The sequence below is a fragment of the Streptomyces sp. NBC_00086 genome (genome assembly GCF_026343255.1).
Lineage (GTDB): Bacteria > Actinomycetota > Actinomycetes > Streptomycetales > Streptomycetaceae > Streptomyces.
On sequence record NZ_JAPELZ010000001.1, the window covers coordinates 1,565,362 to 1,589,814 of the forward strand.

At 72.1% G+C, this 24,453-nt stretch carries 21 protein-coding genes; 17 read left to right on the forward strand and 4 right to left on the reverse strand.

From position 1 onward, the window contains the following. Positions 1-506 precede the first annotated feature (506 nt). A complete protein-coding gene (locus OG276_RS06965) occupies positions 507-4,310 on the reverse strand; it encodes a S8 family serine peptidase (RefSeq protein WP_266903596.1) in 3,804 nt (1,267 codons plus the stop codon). A 201-nt stretch (positions 4,311-4,511) separates the two neighbouring features. Between OG276_RS06965 and OG276_RS06970 the strand changes: the two genes are divergently transcribed. From OG276_RS06970 to OG276_RS06985, 4 genes are all read left to right on the forward strand, one after another. Next, positions 4,512-5,489, forward strand: coding sequence for a helix-turn-helix domain-containing protein (locus tag OG276_RS06970; RefSeq protein WP_266903597.1), 978 nt, complete (start codon positions 4,512-4,514; stop codon positions 5,487-5,489). A 24-nt stretch (positions 5,490-5,513) separates the two neighbouring features. After that, the gene (locus OG276_RS06975) at positions 5,514-6,005 is read left to right on the forward strand and encodes a DUF456 domain-containing protein (RefSeq protein ID WP_266903598.1); all 492 of its coding nucleotides are present in this window, start codon (positions 5,514-5,516) and stop codon (positions 6,003-6,005) included. Positions 6,006-6,317: 312 nt separating this feature from the next. Beyond that, positions 6,318-6,857 carry an ArsR family transcriptional regulator gene (locus OG276_RS06980; protein ID WP_266903599.1) on the forward strand — a complete coding sequence of 180 codons (540 nt, stop codon included), beginning with the start codon at positions 6,318-6,320 and terminating at the stop codon, positions 6,855-6,857. Next, complete coding sequence (locus OG276_RS06985; protein ID WP_266903600.1) at positions 6,854-8,140, forward strand: MFS transporter; 1,287 nt, start codon at positions 6,854-6,856, stop codon at positions 8,138-8,140. The genes OG276_RS06980 and OG276_RS06985 overlap by 4 nt, the downstream gene beginning before the upstream one ends. Before the next feature lie 153 nt (positions 8,141-8,293). Here OG276_RS06985 and rsgA read toward each other — a convergent pair whose 3' ends face one another. Then, on the reverse strand, positions 8,294-9,400 hold the full coding sequence (gene rsgA, locus OG276_RS06990; protein WP_266903601.1) for a ribosome small subunit-dependent GTPase A: 1,107 nt from the start codon (positions 9,398-9,400) through the stop codon (positions 8,294-8,296). Positions 9,401-9,742: 342 nt separating this feature from the next. Here rsgA and OG276_RS06995 point away from each other — a divergent pair, with 342 nt between their 5' ends. Both OG276_RS06995 and OG276_RS07000 read left to right on the forward strand, forming a co-directional pair. After that, positions 9,743-10,603: a TetR family transcriptional regulator gene (locus OG276_RS06995; protein WP_266903602.1), complete on the forward strand. Its 861-nt coding sequence runs from the start codon at positions 9,743-9,745 to the stop codon at positions 10,601-10,603. Between the two features lie 98 nt (positions 10,604-10,701). Next, complete coding sequence (locus OG276_RS07000) at positions 10,702-11,130, forward strand: VOC family protein (protein ID WP_266903603.1); 429 nt, start codon at positions 10,702-10,704, stop codon at positions 11,128-11,130. On the opposite strand, the gene OG276_RS07005 is transcribed toward OG276_RS07000, so the two are convergent. After that, on the reverse strand, positions 11,034-11,825 hold the full coding sequence (locus OG276_RS07005; protein ID WP_266912583.1) for a helix-turn-helix domain-containing protein: 792 nt from the start codon (positions 11,823-11,825) through the stop codon (positions 11,034-11,036). The two genes, OG276_RS07000 and OG276_RS07005, sit on opposite strands and share 97 nt — an antisense overlap. A 115-nt stretch (positions 11,826-11,940) precedes the next feature. After that, positions 11,941-13,065 carry a YihY/virulence factor BrkB family protein gene (locus OG276_RS07010; protein ID WP_266903604.1) on the reverse strand — a complete coding sequence of 375 codons (1,125 nt, stop codon included), beginning with the start codon at positions 13,063-13,065 and terminating at the stop codon, positions 11,941-11,943. 17 nt (positions 13,066-13,082) lie between these two features. Here OG276_RS07010 and OG276_RS07015 point away from each other — a divergent pair, with 17 nt between their 5' ends. The 11 genes from OG276_RS07015 (at position 13,083) to OG276_RS07060 (ending at position 24,436) form a co-directional block, all read left to right on the forward strand. Beyond that, on the forward strand, positions 13,083-14,738 hold the full coding sequence (locus OG276_RS07015; RefSeq protein ID WP_266903605.1) for an acyl-CoA dehydrogenase family protein: 1,656 nt from the start codon (positions 13,083-13,085) through the stop codon (positions 14,736-14,738). A 393-nt stretch (positions 14,739-15,131) separates the two neighbouring features. Further along, complete coding sequence (locus OG276_RS07020) at positions 15,132-16,397, forward strand: GAF domain-containing protein (RefSeq protein ID WP_266912585.1); 1,266 nt, start codon at positions 15,132-15,134, stop codon at positions 16,395-16,397. Positions 16,398-16,402: 5 nt separating this feature from the next. Next, positions 16,403-16,966 carry a GNAT family N-acetyltransferase gene (locus OG276_RS07025; RefSeq protein ID WP_266903606.1) on the forward strand — a complete coding sequence of 188 codons (564 nt, stop codon included), beginning with the start codon at positions 16,403-16,405 and terminating at the stop codon, positions 16,964-16,966. 324 nt (positions 16,967-17,290) lie between these two features. Continuing rightward, positions 17,291-17,374, forward strand: a complete 84-nt coding sequence (locus OG276_RS40945; protein WP_312847410.1) for a putative leader peptide — start codon at positions 17,291-17,293, stop codon at positions 17,372-17,374. Positions 17,375-17,580: 206 nt separating this feature from the next. Next, a complete protein-coding gene (locus OG276_RS07030; RefSeq protein WP_266903607.1) occupies positions 17,581-19,290 on the forward strand; it encodes a nitrite/sulfite reductase in 1,710 nt (569 codons plus the stop codon). A gap of 28 nt (positions 19,291-19,318) precedes the next feature. Next, a complete protein-coding gene (locus OG276_RS07035; protein ID WP_214956597.1) occupies positions 19,319-19,498 on the forward strand; it encodes a DpnI domain-containing protein in 180 nt (59 codons plus the stop codon). Beyond that, a complete protein-coding gene (locus tag OG276_RS07040) occupies positions 19,495-20,193 on the forward strand; it encodes a phosphoadenylyl-sulfate reductase (RefSeq protein WP_266903608.1) in 699 nt (232 codons plus the stop codon). Before OG276_RS07035 ends, OG276_RS07040 begins: the two co-directional genes overlap by 4 nt. A gap of 77 nt (positions 20,194-20,270) precedes the next feature. After that, positions 20,271-20,816, forward strand: a complete 546-nt coding sequence (cysC, locus tag OG276_RS07045; RefSeq protein ID WP_215148038.1) for an adenylyl-sulfate kinase — start codon at positions 20,271-20,273, stop codon at positions 20,814-20,816. Further along, positions 20,813-21,751, forward strand: coding sequence for a sulfate adenylyltransferase subunit CysD (gene cysD / locus OG276_RS07050; protein WP_266903609.1), 939 nt, complete (start codon positions 20,813-20,815; stop codon positions 21,749-21,751). Before cysC ends, cysD begins: the two co-directional genes overlap by 4 nt. A gap of 2 nt (positions 21,752-21,753) precedes the next feature. Continuing rightward, positions 21,754-23,094, forward strand: coding sequence for a sulfate adenylyltransferase subunit 1 (locus OG276_RS07055; protein WP_266903610.1), 1,341 nt, complete (start codon positions 21,754-21,756; stop codon positions 23,092-23,094). Positions 23,095-23,305: 211 nt separating this feature from the next. Then, complete coding sequence (locus tag OG276_RS07060; RefSeq protein ID WP_266903611.1) at positions 23,306-24,436, forward strand: aliphatic sulfonate ABC transporter substrate-binding protein; 1,131 nt, start codon at positions 23,306-23,308, stop codon at positions 24,434-24,436. Positions 24,437-24,453: the final 17 nt, after the last annotated feature.

The following is a 24,453-nucleotide window of genomic DNA, read 5'->3' on the forward strand; positions in this document are numbered from 1 at the left end:
CGACCCAGCCTCCAGGACGGGCGCAGCAGCACGCGGCCCCGCCTCCGGCACGGAACCCGCCACCGGCAGCGTCCCCCCGAGCACCGGCCCCGGCTCAGGGACAGACGGCCCCACCACCGTCGCGTGCCCAGGAACAGGCGACCCAGCCTCCGGCCCCGGCGCAGCAGCAGGCGGCCCCGCCCCCGCATCCGGGGCGTGTTCCGTCACCGTCCCCGGATCCCTCCGCGGACGGGGTACCGGTGACGGAGGCGGGGACGGAGACGGCGTCGGCGCCACCAGCACCGCCGCCGAGCGGAAGCGGTGTTCCAGGGTGTCCCGGGGATCGGGTTCCGGTCCCGCGTCGGGGTCTTCGTAGAGCTTCTGCCACCAGTCATCCGCGCCCGCGTCCCGCTGACTCATGGCCCTCATTGTCGGGCTCCGGCGCAGCCGAAATCCGGCGAACGCAGGAAAAAGGGGGGCCCATCGGACCGCCGTCCGATGGACCCCCCGGCTCTATGTCGTACGACTTAGCGAATGTCGTACGCTCGCGCGACCGTCTGGGTGACGGTGGCGCCCTTCGCGTCGGTCAGCTCGACCTTGAGCATGACCTGCTTGCCCGCGGCTCCGGCGTGGTCCACGGTCGCGGTCCACTGCCCACCGCGCCCGCTCACCTTCGCCTCGGTCCAGCTGCCGCCCTCGTCGTACGAGTACGACAGCTTGGCCGACTTGAGCGCGCCCGGCGCGTAGCCCGCGTGCCCGCTGACCGCCAGGCCGATCTGCTGGCCGTTGGCCGCGGCCAGGGTCTTCATGCCGTCCAGCGGGGCGGAGATCCGCGGGAAGATGACCGGCAGCGCCTGCGAGTACTGCGTCGCGTCCAGCTTCGAGCGGAAGGTCCAGGTGGTCTGGATCCCCGAGGAGCGCTGCCAGGTACGGGCCGGCTGGCCGACCTTCTCCAGGTACTGGGTCATCTCGTACGTGGCCTCGCCGGCCGGGACCTCGAAGACGCCGAACGGGTAGCCGGTGTCGCCCAGCGACTCGCCGTCACGCTTGAGCGAGACGTTGCCGAGGTCGCCGAAGCCGCCCTGCTGGGCGTAGTGCCCGGTGTCGCCCCACATGGCGGAGGAGAAGCCGATCAGGTTGCCCTGCCGCTCGGCGGCCAGCTGCTCCTTGCCCGCGGTGTCGCGCGGCGCGACCGGGCCGATGACCCCGTCGTACCAGTTCTCGGCGCGCTGGGAGCCCGCCTTGTAGGTGCGGTGCTGGTCGGTCATGAACTCGCCCCACGGGAAGCTGCTGGAGACCAGGTGGTCCCAGGCGGTGTCCCCTGCGGAGTAGTACTCGGTGCGCTTGCCCGGTACCGCGACGGTGTCGATGGAGCCGAAGTACACGGCGTTGCCGAGCGGCCGGTAGGCGCCGGTGACGTCGATGAAGTCGGCCGCCACGCCCATGGACTGGTACGAGGACTCGACGGTGCCCAGGTCACGGTCGCGCACCCGGTAGGTGCGGTCCCCGTGGACCTGGCCCTTCTCGATCTGGGCCAGGTTGTAGACGTACGGGCTCTTCGCGCTGCCCTTCCAGCTCAGCGTGACCGCGCCCTTGGCGAGCTTGGCCAGCAGGGCCTGGCCCTCGGCGGATTCGACGGCCAGCACCGGGAGGGCGCCGCCCGAGTAGCCGATGAAGGCCTGCCAGCGGCCGGGGGCGTCGCGGTGGACGAGGAGGGCCTTGACTCCGGCCGCCTTCGCGTTCTCCGCGATCTGGTAGACCGAACCCTCCTCCGCCGTCTTGACCAGGGCGAACGCACCCTTGGCGGCGACGGCGGCGAGCTCCTCGGGGGTGCCCGAGCCGGCGTTGACCAGCGGGGCGCTGCCGACTCCGTCGAGGTTCTCACTGCCGGTGGAGGCGGTGATCGGGTGCAGCACCGGGCCGCCGTTCACCTTCAGCTCGGAGAGCAGCGGCGCCGCCGCCCGCCAGTAGCTGCCGAACTCGTAGTCGCCTTCCTTGGCCGTGCCGTCGACCGAGGCGTAGTAGCCGCGGATCGTGCGGCCGCCCATGGCGGTGCCGGCGTGCTGCCAGCCCTCCTCGCCCCAGGAGCGGGAGAAGGCCAGGGTGGTGGCGCGCGCCTCGGTGGGCTTGTCGGTGGCGATGCTCAGCTTGGCCGCCTTGCGGGCGTCCAGCACGATCACCGTGTCCTTCTTGATCTCGGTCTGCGGGCGGCCGAGGTAGGTGAGCGAGTCGTACATCCCCGGGTTCTCGCCGGCGTCGGGGGTGCCGACGAAGGCGGAGAGGAGGTACGAGCCCGGGCGGACCCGGTAGACCTGGTCGGCGGCGCCCTCGTTGAAGCGGCGCTCACCGGTGGCGTCGTCGGTGCCGATCACGTCCAGGGAGGACGGTCCGGCGGCCGGCTTGCCCGTGCGGTCGAGGAGCTTGACGCGCAGGGTGACCGTCTCCGGCTCCACGTAGAGGGAGAAGGGGGTGGAGACGTGCACGCCCTTGGCCGTGGCGACGACGCGGCCGGTGACGTCCCCGTACTGGGAGCGCTCCAGCTTCGCGGCGGGGTCCAGGGCGAGCGGCACCTTGACGGTGGCGCCGGCCGGGACGGTCACGGTGCGCTTGTCCAGACGGGCGACCTGGCTGCGGACGGCGGAGCCGTCGTTGCCGGTGACCTTCTCGACGGAGAGGTTCAGCGTGACGGGCTTGGTCCCCGTGTTGGTGTACGGGACCTCGACTGCGGTGCGGTCGCTGCGGTCCTGCGGCCAGTTGTACGTGCCGCCCTGGAGCGCGGGGGCGCTGGTGACCGTGGTGTCGATGGCGGCCTTGACGTCGAGCCGGCCACCGCCGGTCTCCCGTACGTCGCCCGGGACCGCGGTGTTGGCGGAGCCGACCAGCGCTGCCTTGATCTGCTGCGCGGTCCAGTCGGGGTGGCGCTGCTTGACGATGGCGGCGGCGCCCGCGACGTGCGGGGTGGCCATCGAGGTGCCCGACATCGACTGGTACGCGTACACCCCGCGGCCGCCCGCGGCGGCGGCGGAGATCTGGACGCCGGGGGCGGCGATCTCGGGCTTGAGGGTGTGGTTGAGGCCCGCCGGACCGCGGCTGGAGAAGGAGGCCGTCTTGTCGTCGCGGTCGACGGCGCCCACCGTCAGCACGCTGGGCACGCAACCGGGCGAGGAGACCGTGTTGTTGCCGGGGCCGGCGTTGCCGGCGGCGATGACGAAGAGGCTGTTGCTGCTCTGGGCCAGCGCCTCGGTGGCCGCGGCCATCGGGTCGTCGCAGGAGAGCTGGGAGGGGTCTCCCAGGCTCATCGAGATCACGTCGGCCTTGCTGTCCACGGCCCACTGCATGCCCGCGATGATCCACGAGTCCAGGCCGTAGCCGGAGTCGTTGAGGACCTTGCCGCTGAGCAGCTGCGCGCCGGGGGCGACGCCCTTCTTCGCTCCGCCGCTCTCGGCGCCGGAGCCGCCGACGGTGGAGATGGTGTGGGTGCCGTGGCCCTGGCGGTCCTCGGCGGTGTCCGAGTCGGTGAAGTTCTTCGCCTCGGCGACCCGGCCCTTGAGGTCGGGGTGTTCGAGGTCGGTGCCGGTGTCGAGGACGGCGACCTTGGTGCCCGTGCCGTCGAATCCGGCGGCCCACGCGGCGGTGGCGCTCACCTGCTTCGTGGAACGCTCCAGGTTCGCCTGGACCTTGCCGTCCAGCCACAGCTTCTTCAGCCGGGGGGCGGCGGCCGAGCGCGCGTGCGGGTTCACGTTCGCGCCGGTGACGTCGGCCCAGAAGTCCGCGGCCTTCTCCTTGTCGGCTGCGAGCGCGACGCCGCCGATGGAGCCGAGGACCAGCGACTGCTCGGCGCCGGCCGGGACGGGCGGGGCGCTGCGCGCCAGGCCCGCGGAGGCCTCGTAGACGGCGATCAGCGGGAGCTTCTTGGCGTGCACGTCGTCGTAGCCCTGGCGGATCAGGGCGGTGACGTTGAAGAGTTCCTCGTCGGCCTTGCCCGCGGCGAGCGCCTTGATCGCGCTCTCGGGGTAGACGTAGAGGTCCTTGCCCGCCTGGCGGGTCTGCACGATCGGCTGAGAGCCGTCCTCGCGGGGCATCGCGGTGGCGGCGGTGCGGCCCGCCGCGTCGGTGGACACCAGGATCCGGTCACCGGTGACGAGGGTGACCGTGACGGGTGCGGTGGGCTGCCGGGAGGCCGCCTCGCTCCCGGTGAGGGCCCTCTTCTCGGTGCCGGTCCCTGCTCCGGACGCTCCGTCGCTCGGCTGTGCCGTGGACGGGCCCACGGCCGTGACGGCCAGGACTGCGGCGATGGCCGCTCCCAGTGCCGTACGCGATATCGGGCGCATCGCTCTCTCCAGGTGAATTCCGGCCAACCACTGCATTGCACGACGAAAGCGCCGCGTAAATGGCTTCTGGCCAGCGGATGTTGGTGCTGCGGTGGCGCCACCTTGGCAGAGGGGCGGGGGGTGCGGCGATGATGTCCGCGGCGGGTTTGCGCCGTGGCCGCTTCCCGCCAGGAACGGCACTGAGAGGGTTGGGTGGACGGGTTGCTGAGTGCGATAGGTCTCGACGAAGGACAGGAGTCCGCTTACCGCGCGCTGGTCGCGCTGGGGGCGGCGGAGATACCGGACCTCGCGCACCGGCTGACGCTGCCGGTGCAGCAGACCGAACGGACCCTGCGCCACCTGGAGCGCCACGGGCTCGCCGCCCAGTCCTCCGCCCGGCCCGGCCGCTGGGTGGCGGCCCCGCCCGGGGTGGCCCTGGGCGCCCTGCTCACCCAGCAGCGGCACGAGCTGGAGCAGGCGGAGCTGGCGGCAGCCCTGCTGGCGGAGGAGTACCGGGCGGAGGCCGCCGAGCCGGCCGTGCACGACCTGGTGGAGGTGGTGACGGGCGCCAGCGCGGTGGCCCACCGCTTCCACCAGCTCCAGCTCGGCGCGGTGGAGGAGGTGCTCGCGCTGGTCAGCGGCCGGCCGCAGGTGGTGACGGGGACGGACAACGACGCGGAGGACCGGGCGGCCGTCCGCGGGGTCTCGTACCGGGTGGTCATCGAACGGGATGTGCTCACCCAGCCCAGCGGGATCCGCGAGGCGTCCACGGCGCTGGCCCGCGGCGAGCACATCCGGGTGACGGCCGCGGTGCCGACCAAACTCGTCATCGCGGACCGGTCGCTCGCGATGGTCCCGCTGACGGCGCGCGGCGCGGAGCCGGCGGCGCTGGTCGTGCACGCGTCGGGGCTGCTGGAGTCCCTGATGGGCCTCTTCGAGGCGGTCTGGCGGGAGTCGCTCCCGCTGCGGCTCGGCTCCACCGGCGCGCCGGAGGAATCGGACGGCGGACCCGACGCCACCGACCTGGAGATCCTCACCCTCCTCCTGGCGGGGATGACGGACGCGAGCGTCGCGAAGCACCTGGAGCTGGGCCTGCGGACCGTCCAGCGACGGGTCAAGGGCCTGATGGAACTGTCGGGCGTCACGACCCGGCTGCAGCTCGGCTGGCACGCGTACGAACGGGGCTGGGTGGCCCGATAGCCCCGGGCCGGGCAGGCTGAGCAGATGGACCTGCCTCAGCTGCCCCAGTTGCTGCTGGTGGGGCTGGTGCTGGTGCTCGGACTGCTCGGGGTACTGGTCCCCGGCGCCCCCGGCACCCTCCTCGTCTGGGCCGGAGTCCTGTGGTGGGCGCTCCACGAACGGTCGACGGCCGCCTGGGGCCTGCTGGCGGGCGCGACGGCGCTGCTGCTGGTGGTGCAGGTGGTGAAGTGGCTGTTGCCCCCGCGGCGGCTCCGTGGGGTCGGCGTCACCCGCCGGATGGTGGTGTACGCGGGTGTGGGCGCGGTACTGGGCTTCGTGCTGCTCCCGGTGGTCGGCACGGTCCCCGGCTTCGTGGGCGGCATCTACCTCTGCGAGCGACGCCGCCTGGGCGCCCACGGGGAGGCGTGGGCGTCGGTGCGGGCGGTGATGCGGGCGGTGGGGACGAGCGTGCTGGTGGAGCTGTTCGCGTGCCTGCTGGTGGTGGGGGCGTGGGTGGGGACGGTGCTGTGGGCGTAGCCGCACCTCAGCCGGGCCGCCGCCCGGCTCCCCGCCCCGCCCTTCGCCCGGCCTCTGCCGACCCCTCGCCCTGATCCCGGTCCGGCGCTCTCGCCCCGCCTCCGCCGGCGCTCTCGCCCGGCCCCCTCACCGACCCCGCCGGCCCCTCGCCCTGATCCCGGTCCGGCCTCTCGCCCTGATCCCGGTCCGGCTTCTCGCCCGGCCCTCTCGCCGGCCTCTGCCGACCCCGCCGCCGGTCCCTCTCCCTCATCTTGATCAACCGAACGCGCAATCCTCTTGCGCAATGGTCAAGAAACATTGACCATTGGCGACATGCCTACCGACGAGCTACCCGAAACGCTTCACGTCACCACTGACGACCAGATGCGCGCGGTCTCCAACCTCACGCGCCACCGGATCATGGCCATGCTCCGGTTCGAGCCGGCGACGATCACCCAGATCGCCGCCCGGGTGGGCCTGGCGAAGGGAAGCTCCAGCTATCACGTACGGCTGCTGGAGCGGGCCGGTCTCGTGAAGGTGGTGCGGACCCGGAAGGTGCGGGGGGTCACCGAGCGGTACTACGCGATGGCCGCGCGGTCGATCGTGCTGCCGGATCGGGGCGAGGGCGGGCCGGACGTGCTGATGCGGCATGCGGTGGCGGACCTGGAGGAGTCGCCGGCGGAGAGCCAGCGGCACGTGGGGATGATGCATCTGCGGCTCACCGAGGAGCAGTTCGCGGAGCTGGGGGCGCGACTGGGGGCATTGGCCCGCGAGTACCGGGAGTTGTCCGATCCCTCACTGCCGGACACGTCACTCGTCTTCGCACTGTTCCACCCGGCACGCCGCAACGAGACCGAGGGAGACGCCAAGTGACTTCAGAACTCAAGAAGTTGCCGTCCGGGTTCGGACGACTGTGGACCGCGCAGACGGTGTCCTCGCTCGGCGACGGGGTGACGCATGCCGCACTGCCGCTGATCGCGTTGACGCTGACGCGGGATCCGATGGCGCTCGCCGTCGTCACCGCCGCCGGCACTCTGCCGTGGCTGCTCTTCGGGGTGCTCGGCGGTGCGCTGGTGGACCGCTGGGACCGCCGGCGCACGATGTGGGTCGCGGACGCCGCACGCGCGGTGCTCCTCGCGATACCGGTGGCAGCGGCCGCGCTCGACATGCTGAGCATTCCACTGCTCGCGGTCGTCGGCTTCCTGCTCGGCCTCGGCGGGCTCTTCTTCGACACGGCCGCCACGGCCTATCTGCCGGATCTGCTCGGCCGTGACCCCGCGCTCCTGGAGCGCGCCAACTCCCGCCTGCGCGGCGCCCAGACCGCCGCGTCCGGCTTCGCCGGGCCGCCCGCGGGCAGTGCGCTGCTCGCGCTGGGGCGGGCGGTTCCGCTGCTCGCCGACGCGGTGTCGTTCGCGGTCTCCGCACTGCTCGTACGGTCGCTGCCCGCCGTGCCCCGGCCCGCACCGCAGGCCCGCGAGTCGCTGCTGCGGCAGGCCCGGGCCGGGGCCTCGTACGTCTTCAAGGACCAGCTGCTGCTCGGGCTCGCACTGCGCCCGGCGGTCGGCAACATCGCGTTCCTCGCCGTGGAGACCGTGCTCGCCCTCTTCGCCCACGACCGTCTCGGCATCGGCGCCTTCGGCTTCGGCCTGCTCCTCACGGCGGAGGCCACCGGCGGCCTGCTCGGCGCGGGCATCGCCTCCTTCCTCGGCCGGCGCCTCGGCACCGGCACCGCGCTGACCTGCACGGCCGCGGTCGAGGGGCTGGCCATCCTGGGACTCGCCACCGCCACGAACCCGTACGTGGCCGGCCTCGCGCTCGCCGTCTGCGGGGCGGGCATGGGCGCCACGATGGTGCTCGCACCCTCCCTGAGGCAGACGATCGTCCCCGCCCACCTGATGGGCCGGGTCGCCTCCACCTCCCGCATGCTCGCCATGTGCGCCGCCCCGTTCGGCGCCTTCCTCGGCGGCTGGCTGGCCACCGTGTACGACGTGCGCACCCCGCTCTACGCCGCCTCCGGCCTCCTGCTCGCCATGACCGCCGTCACGGCGACCATGACCAGCAACCGCCGGGTCGAGGCGGCGCTGCGCGCAACCGCCGCGACCGGCACGCCGGATCACCAGGACTCCGAGGAGCAGAGCAAGGCAGTACACGGGTAGTCCACGGGTAGTCCGCACCCCGCCCGTAGGCGGCGGGGTACGGGACCGGGTCCCGGGGCGGGTACGAACCTGCCCCGGGACCCAGTGGGTCCCGGGGCAGGCGCATCCGGGGGGGGCGGGCCTCCGGGGGCAGTGCCCCGGAGGCGGTGGCCGTCAGGCCCGGCCCGTGCGCTTCGCGGAATAGTTCGCGCGGCCCTCCGCCGAGCGGAGCCGCCAGTCGCGCCTGATCTCCGCCCGGAGCCGTGCGTCGGTCTTCGCGACGATCCGCTGGTTCTCCCGCAGCAGCTTGCGGTAGCTCTCCAGCCGCCGCTCGGCCAGCTCCCCGGAGTCCACCGCGGCCCGCACCCCGCACCCCGGCTCCGCCTCGTGCGCGCAGTCGTGGAAACGGCAGCGCTCCGCGTACTCCTCGATCTCCGAGAAGACCTGCCCGACTCCGGCCTCCGCGTCGAAGAGCCCGACGCCGCGCAGCCCGGGGGTGTCGATGAGCACGCCGCCGCCGGGCAGCGCGAGCAGGTTGCGCGTCGTGGTGGTGTGGCGGCCCTTGCCGTCGACGTCGCGCGCCGCCTGGACCTCCATCACTTCCTCCCCCAACAGGGCGTTGGCCAGCGTGGACTTGCCCGCGCCGGAGATCCCGAGGAGCACGCTCGTACCGCCCCCGACCACCGCGGCGAGCACGTCCGTGCCCTCCCCGGTCACCGAGGAGACCGTGAGGACCGTGACCCCGGGGGCCGTCGCCTCCACGTCCTCGACGAGGTGTCCGAGGGTGACCGGGTCCGGGACCAGGTCCGCCTTGGTCAGGACCACGAGGGGCTGCGCCCCCGATTCCCAGGCGAGCGCGAGGAACCGCTCGATGCGGCCGAGGTCCAGTTCGACGGCCAGGGACACCGCGATGATCGCGTGGTCCACGTTCGAGGCGAGGATCTGCCCCTCGGACCGCTGGGAGGAGGTGGACCGTACGAAGGCGGTCCGGCGCGGCAGGTACGTCTTCACGTAGCGCGGGTTGCCGTGCGCCTCCAGCACCGCCCAGTCGCCGGTGCAGATGACCCGGAGCGGGTCGTGCGGGGTGACGAAGGCGGTGTCGGCGCGGACGATGCCGTCCGCGGTCATGACATCGCACTGGCCGCGGTCGACCCGTACCACCCGGCCGGGCAGCAGGCCCTGATCCGCGTACGGGGCGAACTCGGCCGCCCACGCGTCGTCCCAGCCGTAGGGGGTGAGGGCGTGCGAGAGAGAAGCCTGCGGGAAAGAAGAGAAAGACAAGGGAAACCCTTCACAGGGTGGCCCCGGCGGTGCGCGCCGCTACCGGGCGCGAAAGGGGTTCGAGGTCAGCCGGAGACCACAGAAGTGACATTGATGGTCTTCTGAGTGCGGGCAACGCCCTGCGCCATGACAGTCATCAATGAACTCACCTCCGGGTCTGCATACGTGCTGACGAACCGTCCCGCACCGATCAGGCGGGAACGACCCCACCGTAACAAGCACCCTCAGGCGTGCGCCACTTCTTTTACGGGGCGTCCTGAAGCCGGGTTTCGAACTTACCGCCGGTCAGGCCCGGCCGAAGAAATCGGCAGTCAAGTCGGCTACAGAACATAAGCTGTTCCGATGGAGACCAGCAGAACCGCAGATTCTGAGACGATTTACGAGACGCAGTGCACCGTAGCCGCCGCGTCGCGGAACACGTCGACGACCGAGACCGCCCCCGACACCCGGCAACGGATCCTGCGGGTCTCCATGGAGCTGTTCGCGGTCCACGGGTTCCACGAGACCTCGCTGCGGGAGATCGCCGAACGGGTGGGCGTCTCCAAGCCGGCGGTGCTCTACCACTTCCCCGGAAAGGCCGACATCCTCGGCGCCCTGGTCGAGCCGATGCTCCGCGATCTGGCGGCCGCCCTGGCCCGCGCCGCCGCGTCGGCGCGTCCCGGTGGATCCGGCGCGGCGGGCGGCTCCGGTTCCGGTGCCGAGCGTGCGCGGTGGGCCGCCATCGAGGGGGTCCTCGACGTCTGGCTGCAGCACCGCCACCTGCTCCGGCTGAACCTGCAGGACATGGCCCTGGCCACCCCCGGACCGGCCTTCGCCCGCCTGCGCGACGCCACGCTCCGGGCGAACTCCCTGGTCGCGGGGGCGGAGCCCGGCTTCGCGGAGCGGGTGCGCGCCGCCCAGGCCGTCGCCATGCTCTCCGACCCGGTGGTGCTCTTCGCCGACGCCCCCGTCCCCGCGCTGCGCGAGGCCGTGCTGGACGGCGTACGGCGCCTGCTGGACGGGCCCGCCGAGCCCGCTCCCCCGACCGCACGGCCCGTACCGGGAGGCCGGCGCGGGCGGCCCGCCGCCATGAGCCCCGCCATGATCGAGGCCGCCCGCCGGATGCACGCGGCGGGCAGCGGGGCCACCGCGATCGCCGCCGCCCTCGGGGTCTCCCGGGCCACGGTCTACCGGCACCTGCCCCAGGAGGAAGCCCCCGGGTGACGGGCCCGGACCGGATCGGCCGGCCAACCACGGCAGCGCCGCCGCCGGTGTCCGATTCGTTCAAGACCGGCCCGGCCGGGCGTGCCTAGGGTGAGTCCATGACTCCCCGACTCGACATGATCGGCATCATCGTCTCCGACATGGCCGCATCGCTCGCCTTCTACCGCCGTCTCGGCATCGACGTGCCCGCCGAGGCCGACTCCCAGCCGCACGTCGAAGCCGTCCTGCCGGGCGGGCAGCGGATCGGTTTCGACACGGAGGAGGTCATCCGCTCCTTCGACCCGTCCTGGACCCGCCCCACGAGCGACGGCCGGGTGGGGCTCGCCTTCCTCTGCGACTCCCCCGCCGAGGTGGACTCGCTGTACGCGGAGCTGACGGAGGCCGGGAACACGGGCCACCTGAAGCCCTGGGACGCCTTCTGGGGGCAGCGCTACGCCGTGGTCCTGGACCCGGACGGCTCCGGGGTCTCCCTCTTCGCACCGGCGGACCCGGCGGACGGCCCCTCCGCCACCGGCCCCGCCGCGTAGGCCCCCGGCGTGGTCCCCGCCAGGGCGCGCACCTCGCGGCTGTAGTGGGCCTGGTCGGCGTATCCGGCCGCCGCGGCCACCGCCGCCTGCGGCAGCCCGCGCCGGGTCAGCGCGAGGGCCCGCTGGAGGCGCAGGATCCGCCCCAGCGTGCGGGGGCCGTAGCCGAAGGCGTCGAGGGAGCGCCGGTGCAGCTGCCGCTCCCCGAGGCCGACCGCCCCCGCCACGGCGGCCACCCCCTGCCCGGCGCGCAGCCGGGCCGTCACCTCCGTGACGACGGGGTCCGGGGGGCCGCCCTCGGCCGTGCGGAGCCGGGCCAGCTCTTCCAGTCCCTCGCGGGGATCCCCGTACGCGGCCACGAGCGCGGTGAGGCGCCGTACCTCGGCGGCGGGCCACAGGTCCGCCAGCTCGACCCGCCGGTCCCGCAGGACCCGGGCCGGTACGCCGAGCAGCGCGGGCGCCGTGCCGGGGGCCAGCCGGATCCCGGCGAAGCCCGAGCCCGGTACCTCTCCGGAGGGGTGCGCGGCGGTGTCGGGCCCGGCGACCAGGAGCCGTCCGTCCACCCACAGCAGGTCCATGCACCCGTCGGGCAGCACCAGGCCGGCGCCGGTGCCGCCGGCCCGCCAGAGCACGGCTCCGGCGACCGTCCGGGACGGCCGTTCCTCGTACGGCGCCTCGCCCCGTGGCCCGTCCCGCACTTCGTCCCGTGCCCCGTCCCGTGCCCCGTGCCGTGCTTCGTGCCGTGCCTCGTGCCCCGAGCCGGGCACGGCGTCGTCCGCGCTGTCCGCCACGGACACCACGCTACGGCGGCGGTCAGTGCTTGCGCAGGCGGGAGTGGTAGTCCTCGGGGGGCAGGAACTTCGACCAGCGCTCCGGGAACTCCGAGGGCATGCCCCCGTCCTCCTCGCCGTCGTCGTCCTCCGACTCCCCCTCGGCCATGGCCCGCCAGGCGGCGGCCCGGGCCACGAGCTGGGCGGCCTCGGCCTCGCGGACCCGCTCGTTCGCCTCGCGGGCGGCCGCGGTGGCCACCGAGGGCCAGACCCGGTCGATCGCGGCGTTGACGGCGGCCCCGACGAGGACGGCGAAGGCGGAGATGCCGATCCACAGCAGGATCGCCACGGGGGCGGCCAGCGATCCGTAGATGGTCGGGCCCTCCACCGTGTTGGTGAGGTAGATCCGCAGCAGGAACGAGCCGAGCACCCACATGGCGAGGGCGACCAGCGCGCCGGGCACGTCCTCGATCCAGGGCGAGCGGACCGGGACGGAGACGTGGTAGAGCGTGGTCAGGAAGGCGATGGAGAGCAGCGTGACGACGGGCCAGTACATGACCGCGATCACCTCCGTGCTCCAGGGCACCAGCCGCACCACCGCGTCCGGGCCGACCACCATCAGCGGCAGCACGATGGCGCCGATCAGCAGGGCGGCGATGTAGAGGACGAAGGCGAGCAGCCGGGTCTTGACGATGCCGCGGTGTCCGTCGAGCCCGTACATGACGGTGATGGTGTCGATGAAGACGTTGACGGCGCGCGAGCCCGACCAGAGGGCGAAGGCGAACCCGAGGGAGATGAGGTCGGGCCGGCCCCGGCCGGTGACATCGTCGAGCATCGGTTTGGCGATGTCGTTGACGCCCCGGTCGGACAGGATGGTGCCGACGGCCCGCAGGATGTTCTCCTCGATGCTGGCGACGGTCGTGCCGCCCGACCAGCCGTCGACGTAGCCGAGGAGTCCCAGCAGGCCCAGGAAGAGCGGGGGCAGCGAGAGCAGGGTGAAGAAGGCCGCCTCGGCGGCGAGTCCGAGGATCCGGTACTCGATGCACGAGTTCACGGTGTCTTTGAGCAGCAGCCACGCCATCTTGCGCTTGGAGACGTTGCGGTAGAGGGCGCGGGCCCGGTGGAGGCGTCCCGGAATCCGCTCGGGTGTTTCTTTCGCGTGCTGCACGTCCTTACGGTATCGGCATGGCAGCCACCACCCACACAGTCAGCAATCAGGCCCCGCCCCTCGTGGGCCACGACGTCTACGGCAGCGACCGGGTGCTGAGCGAGGGGGTCGAACGGCACCTCGCGGACTCCGCGCCCGAACTGGCCTCGGAGGTAAGGGAAGAGCTCGGCGATCTCGGGCGCGCGGCGGGGTCCCGGCAGGCGCAGGACTGGGGCGCGCAGGCGAACGAGAATCCGCCGAAGCTGCGGACGCACGACCGGTACGGCAACCGGATCGACGAGGTGGAGTTCCATCCCTCCTGGCACCGGCTGCTCGGGCACGCCGTGGGCTCCGGGCTGACCGACGCGTGGGGGCGGCCTGCGGGGCACCTGCGGCGGGCGGCCGGGTTCTTCGTGTGGTCGCAGGCCGAGGCGGGGCACGGGTGCCCGGTCTCGATGACGCACGCGGCGGTTCCGGCGCTGCGGACCGATCCGGAGCTGGCGGCCGAATGGGAGCCGCGGCTGACCTCGCACGTGTACGAGGAGGGGCTGCGGCCGGCCGGGCAGAAGGCCGGGGTGCTCTTCGGGATGGGCATGACGGAGAAGCAGGGCGGCAGCGACGTCCGGGCGAACACGACGGCGGCCGTGCCGCTGGACGCCTCGGGCGAGTACCTGCTGACGGGGCACAAGTGGTTCTGCTCGGCGCCGATGTGCGACGGGTTCCTCGTACTGGCCCAGGCGCCGGGCGGGCTGACCTGCTTCCTGGTGCCGCGGGTGCTGCCGGACGGGACGCGCAACGTCTTCGCGATCCAGCGGCTGAAGGACAAGCTGGGCAACCGGTCGAACGCGTCGAGCGAGGTGGAGTTCGACGGGACGTGGGCGCGGCGGGTGGGCGAGGAGGGCCGGGGGGTGCGGACCATCATCGAGATGGTCGCGGCGACCCGGCTGGACTGCGTGATCGGTTCGGCCTCGCTGATGCGGCAGGCGCTGACGCAGGCCGCTCACCATGCGGAGCACCGCTCTGCTTTCGGAGCGCCGCTCATCGATCAGCCGCTGATGCGGAACGTGCTCGCCGACCTCGCCCTGGAGTCGGAGGCGGCCACCACCCTCACGCTGCGCCTCGCGGCCGCGTACGACGCCGTCCAGAGCACCGGCAACGAGCAGGAACGGGCCTTCCTGCGCATCGCGGTGCCCGCCGCGAAGTACTGGGTGACCAAGCGCTGTACGCCGATGGTGGCGGAGGCGCTGGAGTGTCTGGGCGGAAACGGCTACGTCGAGGAGTCCGGGATGCCCCGGCTGCTGCGCGAGTCCCCGCTGAACTCCATCTGGGAGGGATCGGGCAACGTCCAGGCCCTCGACGTGCTGCGCGCCCTGCAGCGCGAGCCGCAGGCGCTGAACGCCTTCCTCCAGGAGGTCGGGCTGGCGCGCGGAGCCGACCACCGGCTGGATTCGGCCATCAAGAACCTGCTGACCGAGCTCGCGGACCTGGAGGGCATCGAGGCGCGTGCCCGGCGGGTCGTGGAGCGGATGGCCTTGGTGCTGCAGGGATCCCTACTGGTCCGCTGGGCCCCGCCGGAGGTGGCCGACGCCTTCTGCGCCTCGCGCCTGGGCGGTGACTGGGGTGCGGCCTTCGGCACGCTGCCCCACACTCTTGATCTGGGATCCGTGGTGGAACGGGCCCGGATCGCGGACTGAGAGAGGGCCCCAACCCTCCGCTCGCCGTCTGACGGAAGGCCCCAACCTTCCGAAGCAGAACCGCCCGGCGACATCCGGGCCCGTTGACCTGGAACAGGGATGGCGCCGCGCCGACTCGGCACCACCCCTGATCCGAGAAGCCCCGAGGAAGGAGCTGTCACGTCGCTCGGCGACGTCCGTACAGTTTCGATCGGGCGACCGGGACTTGGCGAGAGTTGCAAGACGTTGCAACCTTTGACTTGGAACCGCCCTCCGGGCGCACCGGTCCGCCCCCGGAAGTGGCGCGCACCGGACGGCCCGCCGGGCGGAAGCCGTCGTACGTCTGTTTTGCACGGGGAGGTTCCGGTGGCCCAGACCACAGGTGGCGCGGTCGATGCGGCACGCATCTCGGCCATGGACGCGCGGGAGGCCGCGCGTCTGCTCAAGGGGGTACGGGCGGCCGCGCTGGCCGGGGACCGGCCGCCGGCCGCGCCGCGCCCGGAGATCGCCGAGTCCTGGCGCCGGATGATGGCGGGCGGGGTCCACCCGGACCGCGACAGCCGTTCGCGGATGCTCTCGCTCGCCGAGACCGAGGAGCGCCGCCAGACCTCTCCGCTACGGGACCTGCTGCCCGTCCTGCGCGAAGGGCTGCTGCCCTCGCTGGACGAGGCCCTGCACATCATGGTCGTCGCCGACGCCGACGGGCGGCTGCTGTGGCGGGAGGGCCACTCCTCGATCCTGCGCAACGCGGACCGGCTCGGCTTCGGGGTGGGCGCCGACTGGGACGAGTCGGTGGTCGGCACCAACGGGGTCGGCACCGCCCTGGTGGCCCGCAGACCGGTCCAGGTGTTCTCGGCGGAGCACTTCGTCTCCAGCCACCACGACTGGACCTGCGCCGGAGCCCCCGTCCGGGACCCCCGCGACGGCTCCCTGCTCGGGGTGCTCGACGTCAGCGGGCCGCTGGCCACCATGCACCCGGCGACCCTGGCGTGGGTGAGCTCGGTGGCCCGGCTCGCGGAGCGGGAGCTGCGGATACGGCACCTGGAGTCGCTGGAGCGGCTGCGGTCGGTGGCGGCCCCGCTGCTGGCCCGGATGCCGGGGCGGGCGCTGGCCGTGGACGGCAACGGCTGGGCGGCGGCGGTCACGGGCCTCGCACCGGTCGACCGGATCCCGCTGCCGAAGTCCTTCGGGCCCGGCCGGGTGTGGGTGCCGCAGCTCGGCGACTGCCTGGTGGAGCCGCTGCCGGGCGGCTGGCTGCTGAACGTCGCCGAGGCCCGTAGCGGCGCCGGGGCGGCCGCCCGCGTCGTCCTCGACCTCAGCCGGCCGGGGGCCTGGCGGGCCACCGTCTACGGGGCCGCGGGGAGCTGGTCGCAGGAGCTGAGCCCGCGCCACGCGGAGCTGCTGTTCCTGCTGGCGGAGTCCCCGCGGGGGCGCTCGGCGGCGGAGCTCTCGCAGGAACTGTTCGGGGACCCGACGCGCACGGTGACGGTCCGCGCGGAGATCTCCCGGGTGCGCCGCAACCTCGGCGGCGTGCTCGCCCACCGCCCGTACCGCTTCGCGCACGACGTGGAGGTGGAGCTGATCCGCCCCGCGAACCCGGCCTCGCTCCTGCCGCACTCCACGGCCCCCGCGGTGATCAGCGCCCGGCTGGGCCCGGCCGGTGGCGGCATGATTCCCTGAAGTCCATGAGCACCATCACACTGACCACTTGGTCCCTGGAAATGACCGCACCGTCCGACCTCGTCCCGGCGGCCGTGCCGGGCCCCGAGATCCGGATCGTGCGGTCCGAGGTCCCCTCCCCCGAGTTCAGCCGGTTCCTCTACGCCTCGGTGGGCGGCGACATCCACTGGACGGACCGGCTCGCGCTGACCCGCGCGCAGTGGGTGGAGCAGCTGGACCGTCCCGGCGTGGAGACGTGGGTGGCGTACGACCGGGGCACCCCCGCGGGGTACGTGGAACTCGACCCGCAGCCCGACGGTGTGGTGGAGATCATGTACTTCGGCCTGATCCCCGATTTCCGGGGGCGGCGCATCGGCGGCCACCTGCTGACCGTGGGCATCGAGCGGGCCTGGTCCCTGGCCGAGCGCTGGCCGGAGCTGGCCCCTACGCGGCGCGTCTGGCTGCACACGTGCAGCGACGACGGCCCGACCGCCATGGCGAACTACCTCAGGCGCGGCTTCAAGGTCTTCAAGGAGGAGACGGAGGAGAAGGAGTCCGCTCCGACCCCCGGCCCCTGGCCTGGCGCGTAACCCTGCGGGGCGATTCCCTACCCGCCCTTCGCCCGTTCCCCGGACCCCGCCCGGACCTGGTCCTCAAACGCCGGACGGGCTGGAAATCGCGCTGCGCCGCATCATCCAGCCTCGCCGGCGTTTGAGGCGCGGGGTCTGGGGCGGAGCCCCAGGGAACGGGCGAAGGGCGGGTAGGGGACGAGCCCCGCGCAGCGGTGTGGCCGACGGGGTCAGAGAGGCCCAGGGGGTGACCCCCGTCACCGGGATCTTGCGATGCGAGACGAGTTCGTCCGGATAGTGGACAGTAGTGGACTCCTCCAATCGCCACATGCCACGCTTCCCCCCATGAACGGAGCTGGAATTGCCTTGGTGAGTCGGCGGCACGTCGACCTCGGCCGCATGTCCAGCGCCATCTGTCCGGCGCGCTGACGCACAGCACCGCCGCGACAGCGCCCCGCACCGACGTCGCCGCGGAAGCGAACACACCGCCCGCCTCGTCACCACCGCAGTCCCCTGTAGGCCGGTCGTCGCCCCAAAAAGGCGGCGAATCAGCCACATCCGCTCCACGCGCGCCAGGGGTCACGCCGCCGCTCCCCCTGCCCCTGCCTCGAGCCGCCGAAGAAGGACGTACCGCCATGGCCGCCACCCCCGATACGACCGCAGCCGCCGCACCCGCCGCCGCCGCGCGCCGCAAGACCGGCCGTCACCGCGGTGAGGGCCAGTGGGCCGTCGGCCACCACACGCCCCTCAACGGCAACGAGCAGTTCAAGAAGGACGACGACGGTCTCAATGTGCGGGCGCGCATCGAGAACATCTACTCCAAGGCGGGCTTCGACTCGATCGACCCCAACGACTTGCGCGGCCGTATGCGCTGGTGGGGCCTCTACACCCAGCGCAAGCCCGGGATCGACGGCGGCAAGACCGCGATCCTGGAGCCGGAGGAGCTGGACGACAAGTACTTCATGCTGCGCGTCCGCATCGACGGCGGCCGGCTGACCACCGAGCAGCTGCGCGTCATCGGCGAGATCTCCGAGGAGTTCGCCCGTGGCACCGCCGACCTCACGGACCGGCAGAACGTGCAGTACCACTGGATCCGCATCGAGGACGTCCCGGAGATCTGGCGCCGTCTGGAGGCCGTCGGCCTCTCGACCACCGAGGCCTGCGGTGACACCCCCCGCGTGATCCTGGGCTCGCCCGTCGCCGGCATCGCGCTGGACGAGATCATCGACGGCACCCCCGCCATCGACGAGATCTACGCCCGCATCGTGGGCAACCCCGCCTTCTCGAACCTGCCCCGCAAGTTCAAGTCCGCGATCTCCGGCTCGCCGCTGCTCGACGTGGCGCACGAGATCAACGACATCGCCTTCGTGGGCGTGAACCACCCCGAGCACGGCCCCGGCTTCGACGTCTGGGTCGGCGGCGGCCTCTCCACCAACCCGAAGCTGGGTGTGCGCCTGGGCACCTGGGTCTCGCTCGACGAGGTCCCGGACATCTACGAGGGCGTCATCTCGATCTTCCGCGACTACGGCTACCGCCGGCTGCGCACCCGCGCCCGCCTGAAGTTCCTCGTCGCAGACTGGGGCCCGGCCAAGTTCCGCCAGGTCCTGGAGGACGAGTACCTGAAGCGCAAGCTGACCGACGGCCCCGCGCCCGAGCAGCCCACCGGCCAGTGGCGCGACCACGTCGGCGTGCACCAGCAGCAGGACGGCAAGTTCTACGTCGGCTTCGCGCCCCGCGTGGGCCGCGTCGACGGCGCCACCCTGACGAAGATCGCCGCCGTCGCCGAGCAGCACGGCTCCGGCCGGCTGCGCACCACCGCCGAGCAGAAGATGATCGTGCTCGACATCGAGGCGGGCCAGGTCGACTCGGTCGTGGCGGCCTTGGAGGCGCTGGACCTGCGGGTCAACCCGTCCCCGTTCCGCCGCGGCACGATGGCCTGCACCGGCATCGAGTTCTGCAAGCTGGCCATCGTCGAGACGAAGGCGCGCGGCGCCTCGCTGATCGACGAACTGGAGCGCCGCCTGCCGGAGTTCGCCGAGCCGCTCACCATCAACATCAACGGCTGCCCGAACGCCTGCGCCCGTATCCAGGTCGCGGACATCGGTCTCAAGGGCCAGCTGGTCCTGGACGACGAGGGCAACCAGGTCGAGGGCTACCAGGTCCACCTGGGCGGCGCACTCGGACTGGAGGCCGGATTCGGCCGCAAGGTCCGCGGTCTCAAGGTCACCTCGGCCGGTCTGCCCGACTACGTCGAGCGGGTCGTCTCGCGCTTCGAGGACCAGCGCGAGGACGGCGAGCGCTTCGCCTCCTGGGTCACCCGTGCCAAGGACGAGGACTTGTCGTGAACGCAGTGAACGACACGAGGAGCACAGTGTGAGCGAGCGCGCCGCACCGTTCTACTGCCCGTACTGCGGCGACGAGGACCTGTTCCCGAACGAAACAGGTCACGGCGCCTGGGAATGCAGGGCCTGCAATCGAGCCTTCCAGCTGAAGTACCTCGGGCTGCTGGCCCGGGGTGTTCAGTCCAATGACGCTGGAGGGGACGAGATATGACCACGATTCAGGACGCGAGTCTCAAAACCCTGGCCGAGCAGGCGGGCCGGGACCTGGAAGAGGCCTCCCCGCTGGAGATCCTCACCTGGGCGGCCGAGACCTTCGGCAAGAAGTTCGCCGTGACCTCCTCCATGGAGGACGCGGTCGTCGCCCACCTCGCCTCCCGCGCCTTCCCCGGCGTGGACGTGGTCTTCCTCGACACGGGCTACCACTTCGAGGAGACCATCGGCACCCGTGACGCGGTCGAGGCCGTGATGGACGTCAACGTCATCACGCTCACCCCGCGCCAGAGCGTCGCCGAGCAGGACGCGGAGTACGGCCCCAAGCTGCACGACCGCGACCCCGACCTGTGCTGCGCCCTGCGCAAGGTCAAGCCGCTCGAAGAGGGCCTGACCGCGTACGACGCCTGGGCGACGGGCCTGCGCCGCGACGAGTCCCCGACCCGGGCGAACACCCCGGTGGTCGGCTGGGACGAGAAGCGGCAGAAGGTCAAGGTCTCGCCGATCGCCCGCTGGACCCAGGACGACGTGGACGCGTACGTCCTGGAGCACGGTGTGCTCACCAACCCGCTGCTGATGGACGGTTACGCCTCCGTCGGCTGCGCCCCCTGCACCCGCCGGGTGGCGGCGGGCGAGGACGCCCGCGCCGGCCGCTGGGCCGGGCTCGGCAAGACCGAGTGCGGACTGCACGGCTGATGACCACCACCAGCACGGACACCGGTACCGCCACCGGCAAGACCAACGCACGTACAGAACCGACGGAGACGAACCAGATGAGCGTGAGCGACCAGGGCGCCACCGTGTGGCTGACCGGGCTGCCGAGCGCGGGCAAGACCACCATCGCCTACGCGCTGGCCGAGCGGCTGCGCGCCGAGGGCCACCGCGTGGAGGTCCTCGACGGCGACGAGATCCGCGAGTTCCTCTCCGCCGGCCTCGGTTTCAGCCGCGAGGACCGGCACACCAACGTGCAGCGGATCGGCTTCGTCGCCGAACTCCTCGCGTCCAACGGCGTGAAGGCGCTCGTCCCGGTGATCGCGCCGTTCGCGGACAGCCGTGAGGCCGTCCGCAAGCGGCACGCCGCCGAGGGCACCTCGTACCTGGAGGTCCACGTGGCCACCCCCGTCGAGGTCTGCTCCGAGCGCGACGTGAAGGGCCTGTACGCCAAGCAGGCGGCGGGCGAGATCTCCGGTCTGACCGGGGTCGACGACCCGTACGAGGCACCGGAGTCCCCGGACCTCCGTATCGAGTCGCACACGCAGTCCGTACAGGAGTCGGCTTCGGCCCTGCACGCGCTGCTCACCGAGAGGGGTCTGGCATGACCGCCACCGTCGCACACGTCCACGAAGGGACGGACGCGCCCTACGCGCTGTCGCACCTCGACGCCCTCGAATCGGAGGCCGTGCACATCTTCCGCGAGGTGGCGGGCGAGTTCGAGAAGCCGGTGATCCTGTTCTCCGGCGGCAAGGACTCCATCGTCATGCTGCACCTGGCGCTGAAGGCGTTCGCGCCGGCGCCGGTGCCGTTCACCCTGCTCCACGTGGACACCGGCCACAACTTCCCCGAGGTCCTGGACTACCGCGACCGCGCGGTCGCCAAGCACGGCCTGCGCCTGCACGTGGCCTCCGTCCAGGAGTACATCGACGCCGGCAAGCTCCGCGAGCGTCCCGACGGTGTCCGCAACCCGCTGCAGACCGTCCCCCTCACGGAGGCGATCCAGCAGCTCAAGTTCGACGCCGTCTTCGGCGGCGGCCGCCGCGACGAGGAGAAGGCCCGCGCCAAGGAGCGCGTCTTCTCCCTGCGCGACGAGTTCTCCCAGTGGGACCCGCGCCGCCAGCGCCCCGAGCTGTGGCAGCTCTACAACGGCCGCCACGCGCCGGGCGAGCACGTGCGCGTCTTCCCGCTGTCCAACTGGACCGAGCTGGACGTGTGGCAGTACATCGCCCGCGAGAAGATCGAACTGCCGGAGATCTACTTCGCCCACGAGCGCGAGGTCTTCAAGCGCAACGGCATGTGGCTGACGGCCGGCGAGTGGGGCGGCGCCAAGGGCGACGAGACCACCGAGACCCGTCTGATCCGCTACCGCACCGTCGGTGACATGTCCTGCACCGGTGCCGTCGACTCCGACGCCACCACGCTGGACGCCGTGATCACCGAAATCGCCGCTTCCCGCCTCACCGAGCGGGGCGCGACCCGCGCCGACGACAAGCTGTCCGAGGCCGCGATGGAAGACCGCAAGCGCGAAGGGTACTTCTAGAAATGACCTCCACCACCGAGCAGTTCGCCGATCTCTCGGCGACCACGCTGCTGCGCTTCGCGACCGCGGGCTCCGTCGACGACGGCAAGTCCACCCTGGTCGGCCGCCTCCTGCACGACTCCAAGTCGGTCCTGACGGACCAGCTGGAAGCCGTGGAGCGGGTCTCGGCCAGCCGCGGTCAGGACACCCCCGACCTGGCGCTGCTCACCGACGGCCTGCGGGCCGAGCGGGAGCAGGGCATCACCATCGACGTGGCCTACCGCTACTTCGCGACCGCCCGGCGCCGGTTCATCCTGGCCGACACCCCCGGGCACGTGCAGTACACCCGGAACATGGTCACCGGCGCCTCCACCGCCGACCTCGCCGTGGTGCTGGTCGACGCCCGCAACGGCGTGATCGAGCAGACCCGCCGGCACGCCGCCGTCGCGGCCCTGCTGCGGGTCCCGCACGTGGTCCTCGCGGTCAACAAGATGGACCTCGTGGGCTACGAGGAGACGGTCTTCGCGTCGATCGCCGAGGAGTTCACCGCGTACGCCACGGGCCTCGGCGTCCCGGAGATCACCGCGATCCCGATCTCCGCCCTGGCCGGCGACAACGTGGTGGAGCCCTCCGCGAACATGGACTGGTACGGCGGTCCCACGGTGCTGGAGCACCTGGAGACCGTTCCGGTCAGCCACGACCTCACCGCCTGCCCGGCGCGTTTCCCGGTGCAGTACGTGATCCGTCCGCAGACCGCCGAGCACCCGGACTACCGGGGCTACGCGGGCCAGATCGCCTCCGGCGTGCTGCGGGTCGGCGAGGCCGTCACCGTCCTGCCGTCGGGCCGCACCTCGGTCATCGAGGGCATCGACGCGCTCGGCGAGAGCGTCGACATCGCGTGGGCCCCGCAGTCGGTGACCCTGCGGCTGAAGGACGACATCGACATCTCGCGCGGCGACCTGATCGCGCCGTCGTCGAGCTCCCCCGCCACCACGCAGGACGTCGTGGCGACGGTCTGCCACGTGGCGGACCAGCCCCTCGCCGTGGGCGCCCGGGTGCTGATCAAGCACACCACGCGCACGGTGAAGGCGATCGTCAAGGAGATCCCCTCGCGGCTGACCCTGGACGACCTGTCCCAGCACCCGAACCCCGGGCAGCTCGTGGCCAACGACATCGGCCGGGTCGTCGTCCGTACCGCCGAGCCGCTCGCGCTCGACTCGTACGCCGACTCGCGCCGCACCGGTTCCTTCCTGCTGATCGACCCGGCGGACGGCACGACCCTGGCGGCCGGCATGGTCGGCGAATCCTTCGCCTCGACCGCGGCGACCACCGTCCAAGCCGATGAGGAAGGGTGGGACTTCTGATCATGCTTGCCGATATCTACTCCACCTTCGCGAAGGAGGGCGGCCGCGTAGGCAGCGGCTCCCTCGGCAGCGGCCAGGGAGGTGTGGGGCGATGTGCGTGATGACGTACGCGCACCGCATGCGCGCCCACACCCCCCACGAGCCGTACCTGCCCTTGCTCAGCAAACGAAGACGTGCGTCGTGACACGACGCTACGAGAGGAAGTCCTCCCGTGCCTGCCATCGGTACCTCCGCTAAGACCCTGCGCCGCAGCATCGTCGCCGCTGCCGCCCTCCCGCTCCTGATCGGCGCGCTCGCCTCGTGCGGCTACGGTTCCGAGGCCAAGAAGGACGACGCTCCCGCGAAGGAGAACGTCGCCGCCGACGCCGGCAAGAAGCTGTCCGCCTCCGAGGTCCGCATCGGCTACTTCCCGAACCTGACCCACGCCACCGCGCTGGTCGGTCTCCAGGAAGGCCTGATCGCCAAGGAACTCGGCGCCACCGCCATCAAGCCGCAGTCCTTCAACGCCGGCCCGTCCGAGATCGAAGCCCTCAACGGTGGCTCTCTCGACATCGGCTTCATCGGCCCCTCCCCCTCGATCAACGCCTACGTCAAGTCCAAGGGCTCCAACCTGCGGATCATCTCCGGCTCCGCCTCCGGCGGCGTCAAGCTGGTCGTGAACCCGGCGAAGATCAAGACCCTGGACGACCTCAAGGGCAAGAAGATCGCCACCCCCCAGAAGGGGAACACCCAGGACGTCGCGTTCCTCAACTGGATCGCCGAGAAGGGCTGGACGGTCGACCCGGAGTCCGGCAAGGGCGACGTCTCCGTCGTCCGCACCGACAACAAGGTCACCCCCGACGCCTTCAAGTCCGGCTCCATCGACGGCGCCTGGGTCCCCGAGCCCACCGCCTCCAAGCTCGTCTCCGACGGCGGCTCCGTCCTCCTCGACGAGACCGCCCTGTGGCCCGACAAGAAGTTCGTGATCACGAACGTCATCGTGTCGCAGAAGTTCCTCAAGGAGCACCCCGACGTCGTCGAGGCCGTGCTCAAGGGAACCGTGAAGACCAACGAGTGGATCAACGCCAACCCGGACAAGGCCAAGGCCTCCGCGAACGCCAAGCTCGCCGCCGAAGGCGGCAAGCCCCTCGACGCCAAGGTCATCGACCCCGCCTGGCCCAGCATCCTCATCACCAACGACCCGCTCGCCGCAACCCTCAAGACCCAGTCCGAGTGGGCCGTCAAGGCCAAGCTCATCGAGAAGCCCGACCTGGGCGGCATCTACGACCTGACGCTCCTGAACAAGGTCCTCAAGGCCGCCGGCCAGCCCGAGGTCTCCGACGCCGGACTCGGCGCCAAGTAACCCCGTAATCCAGCAAC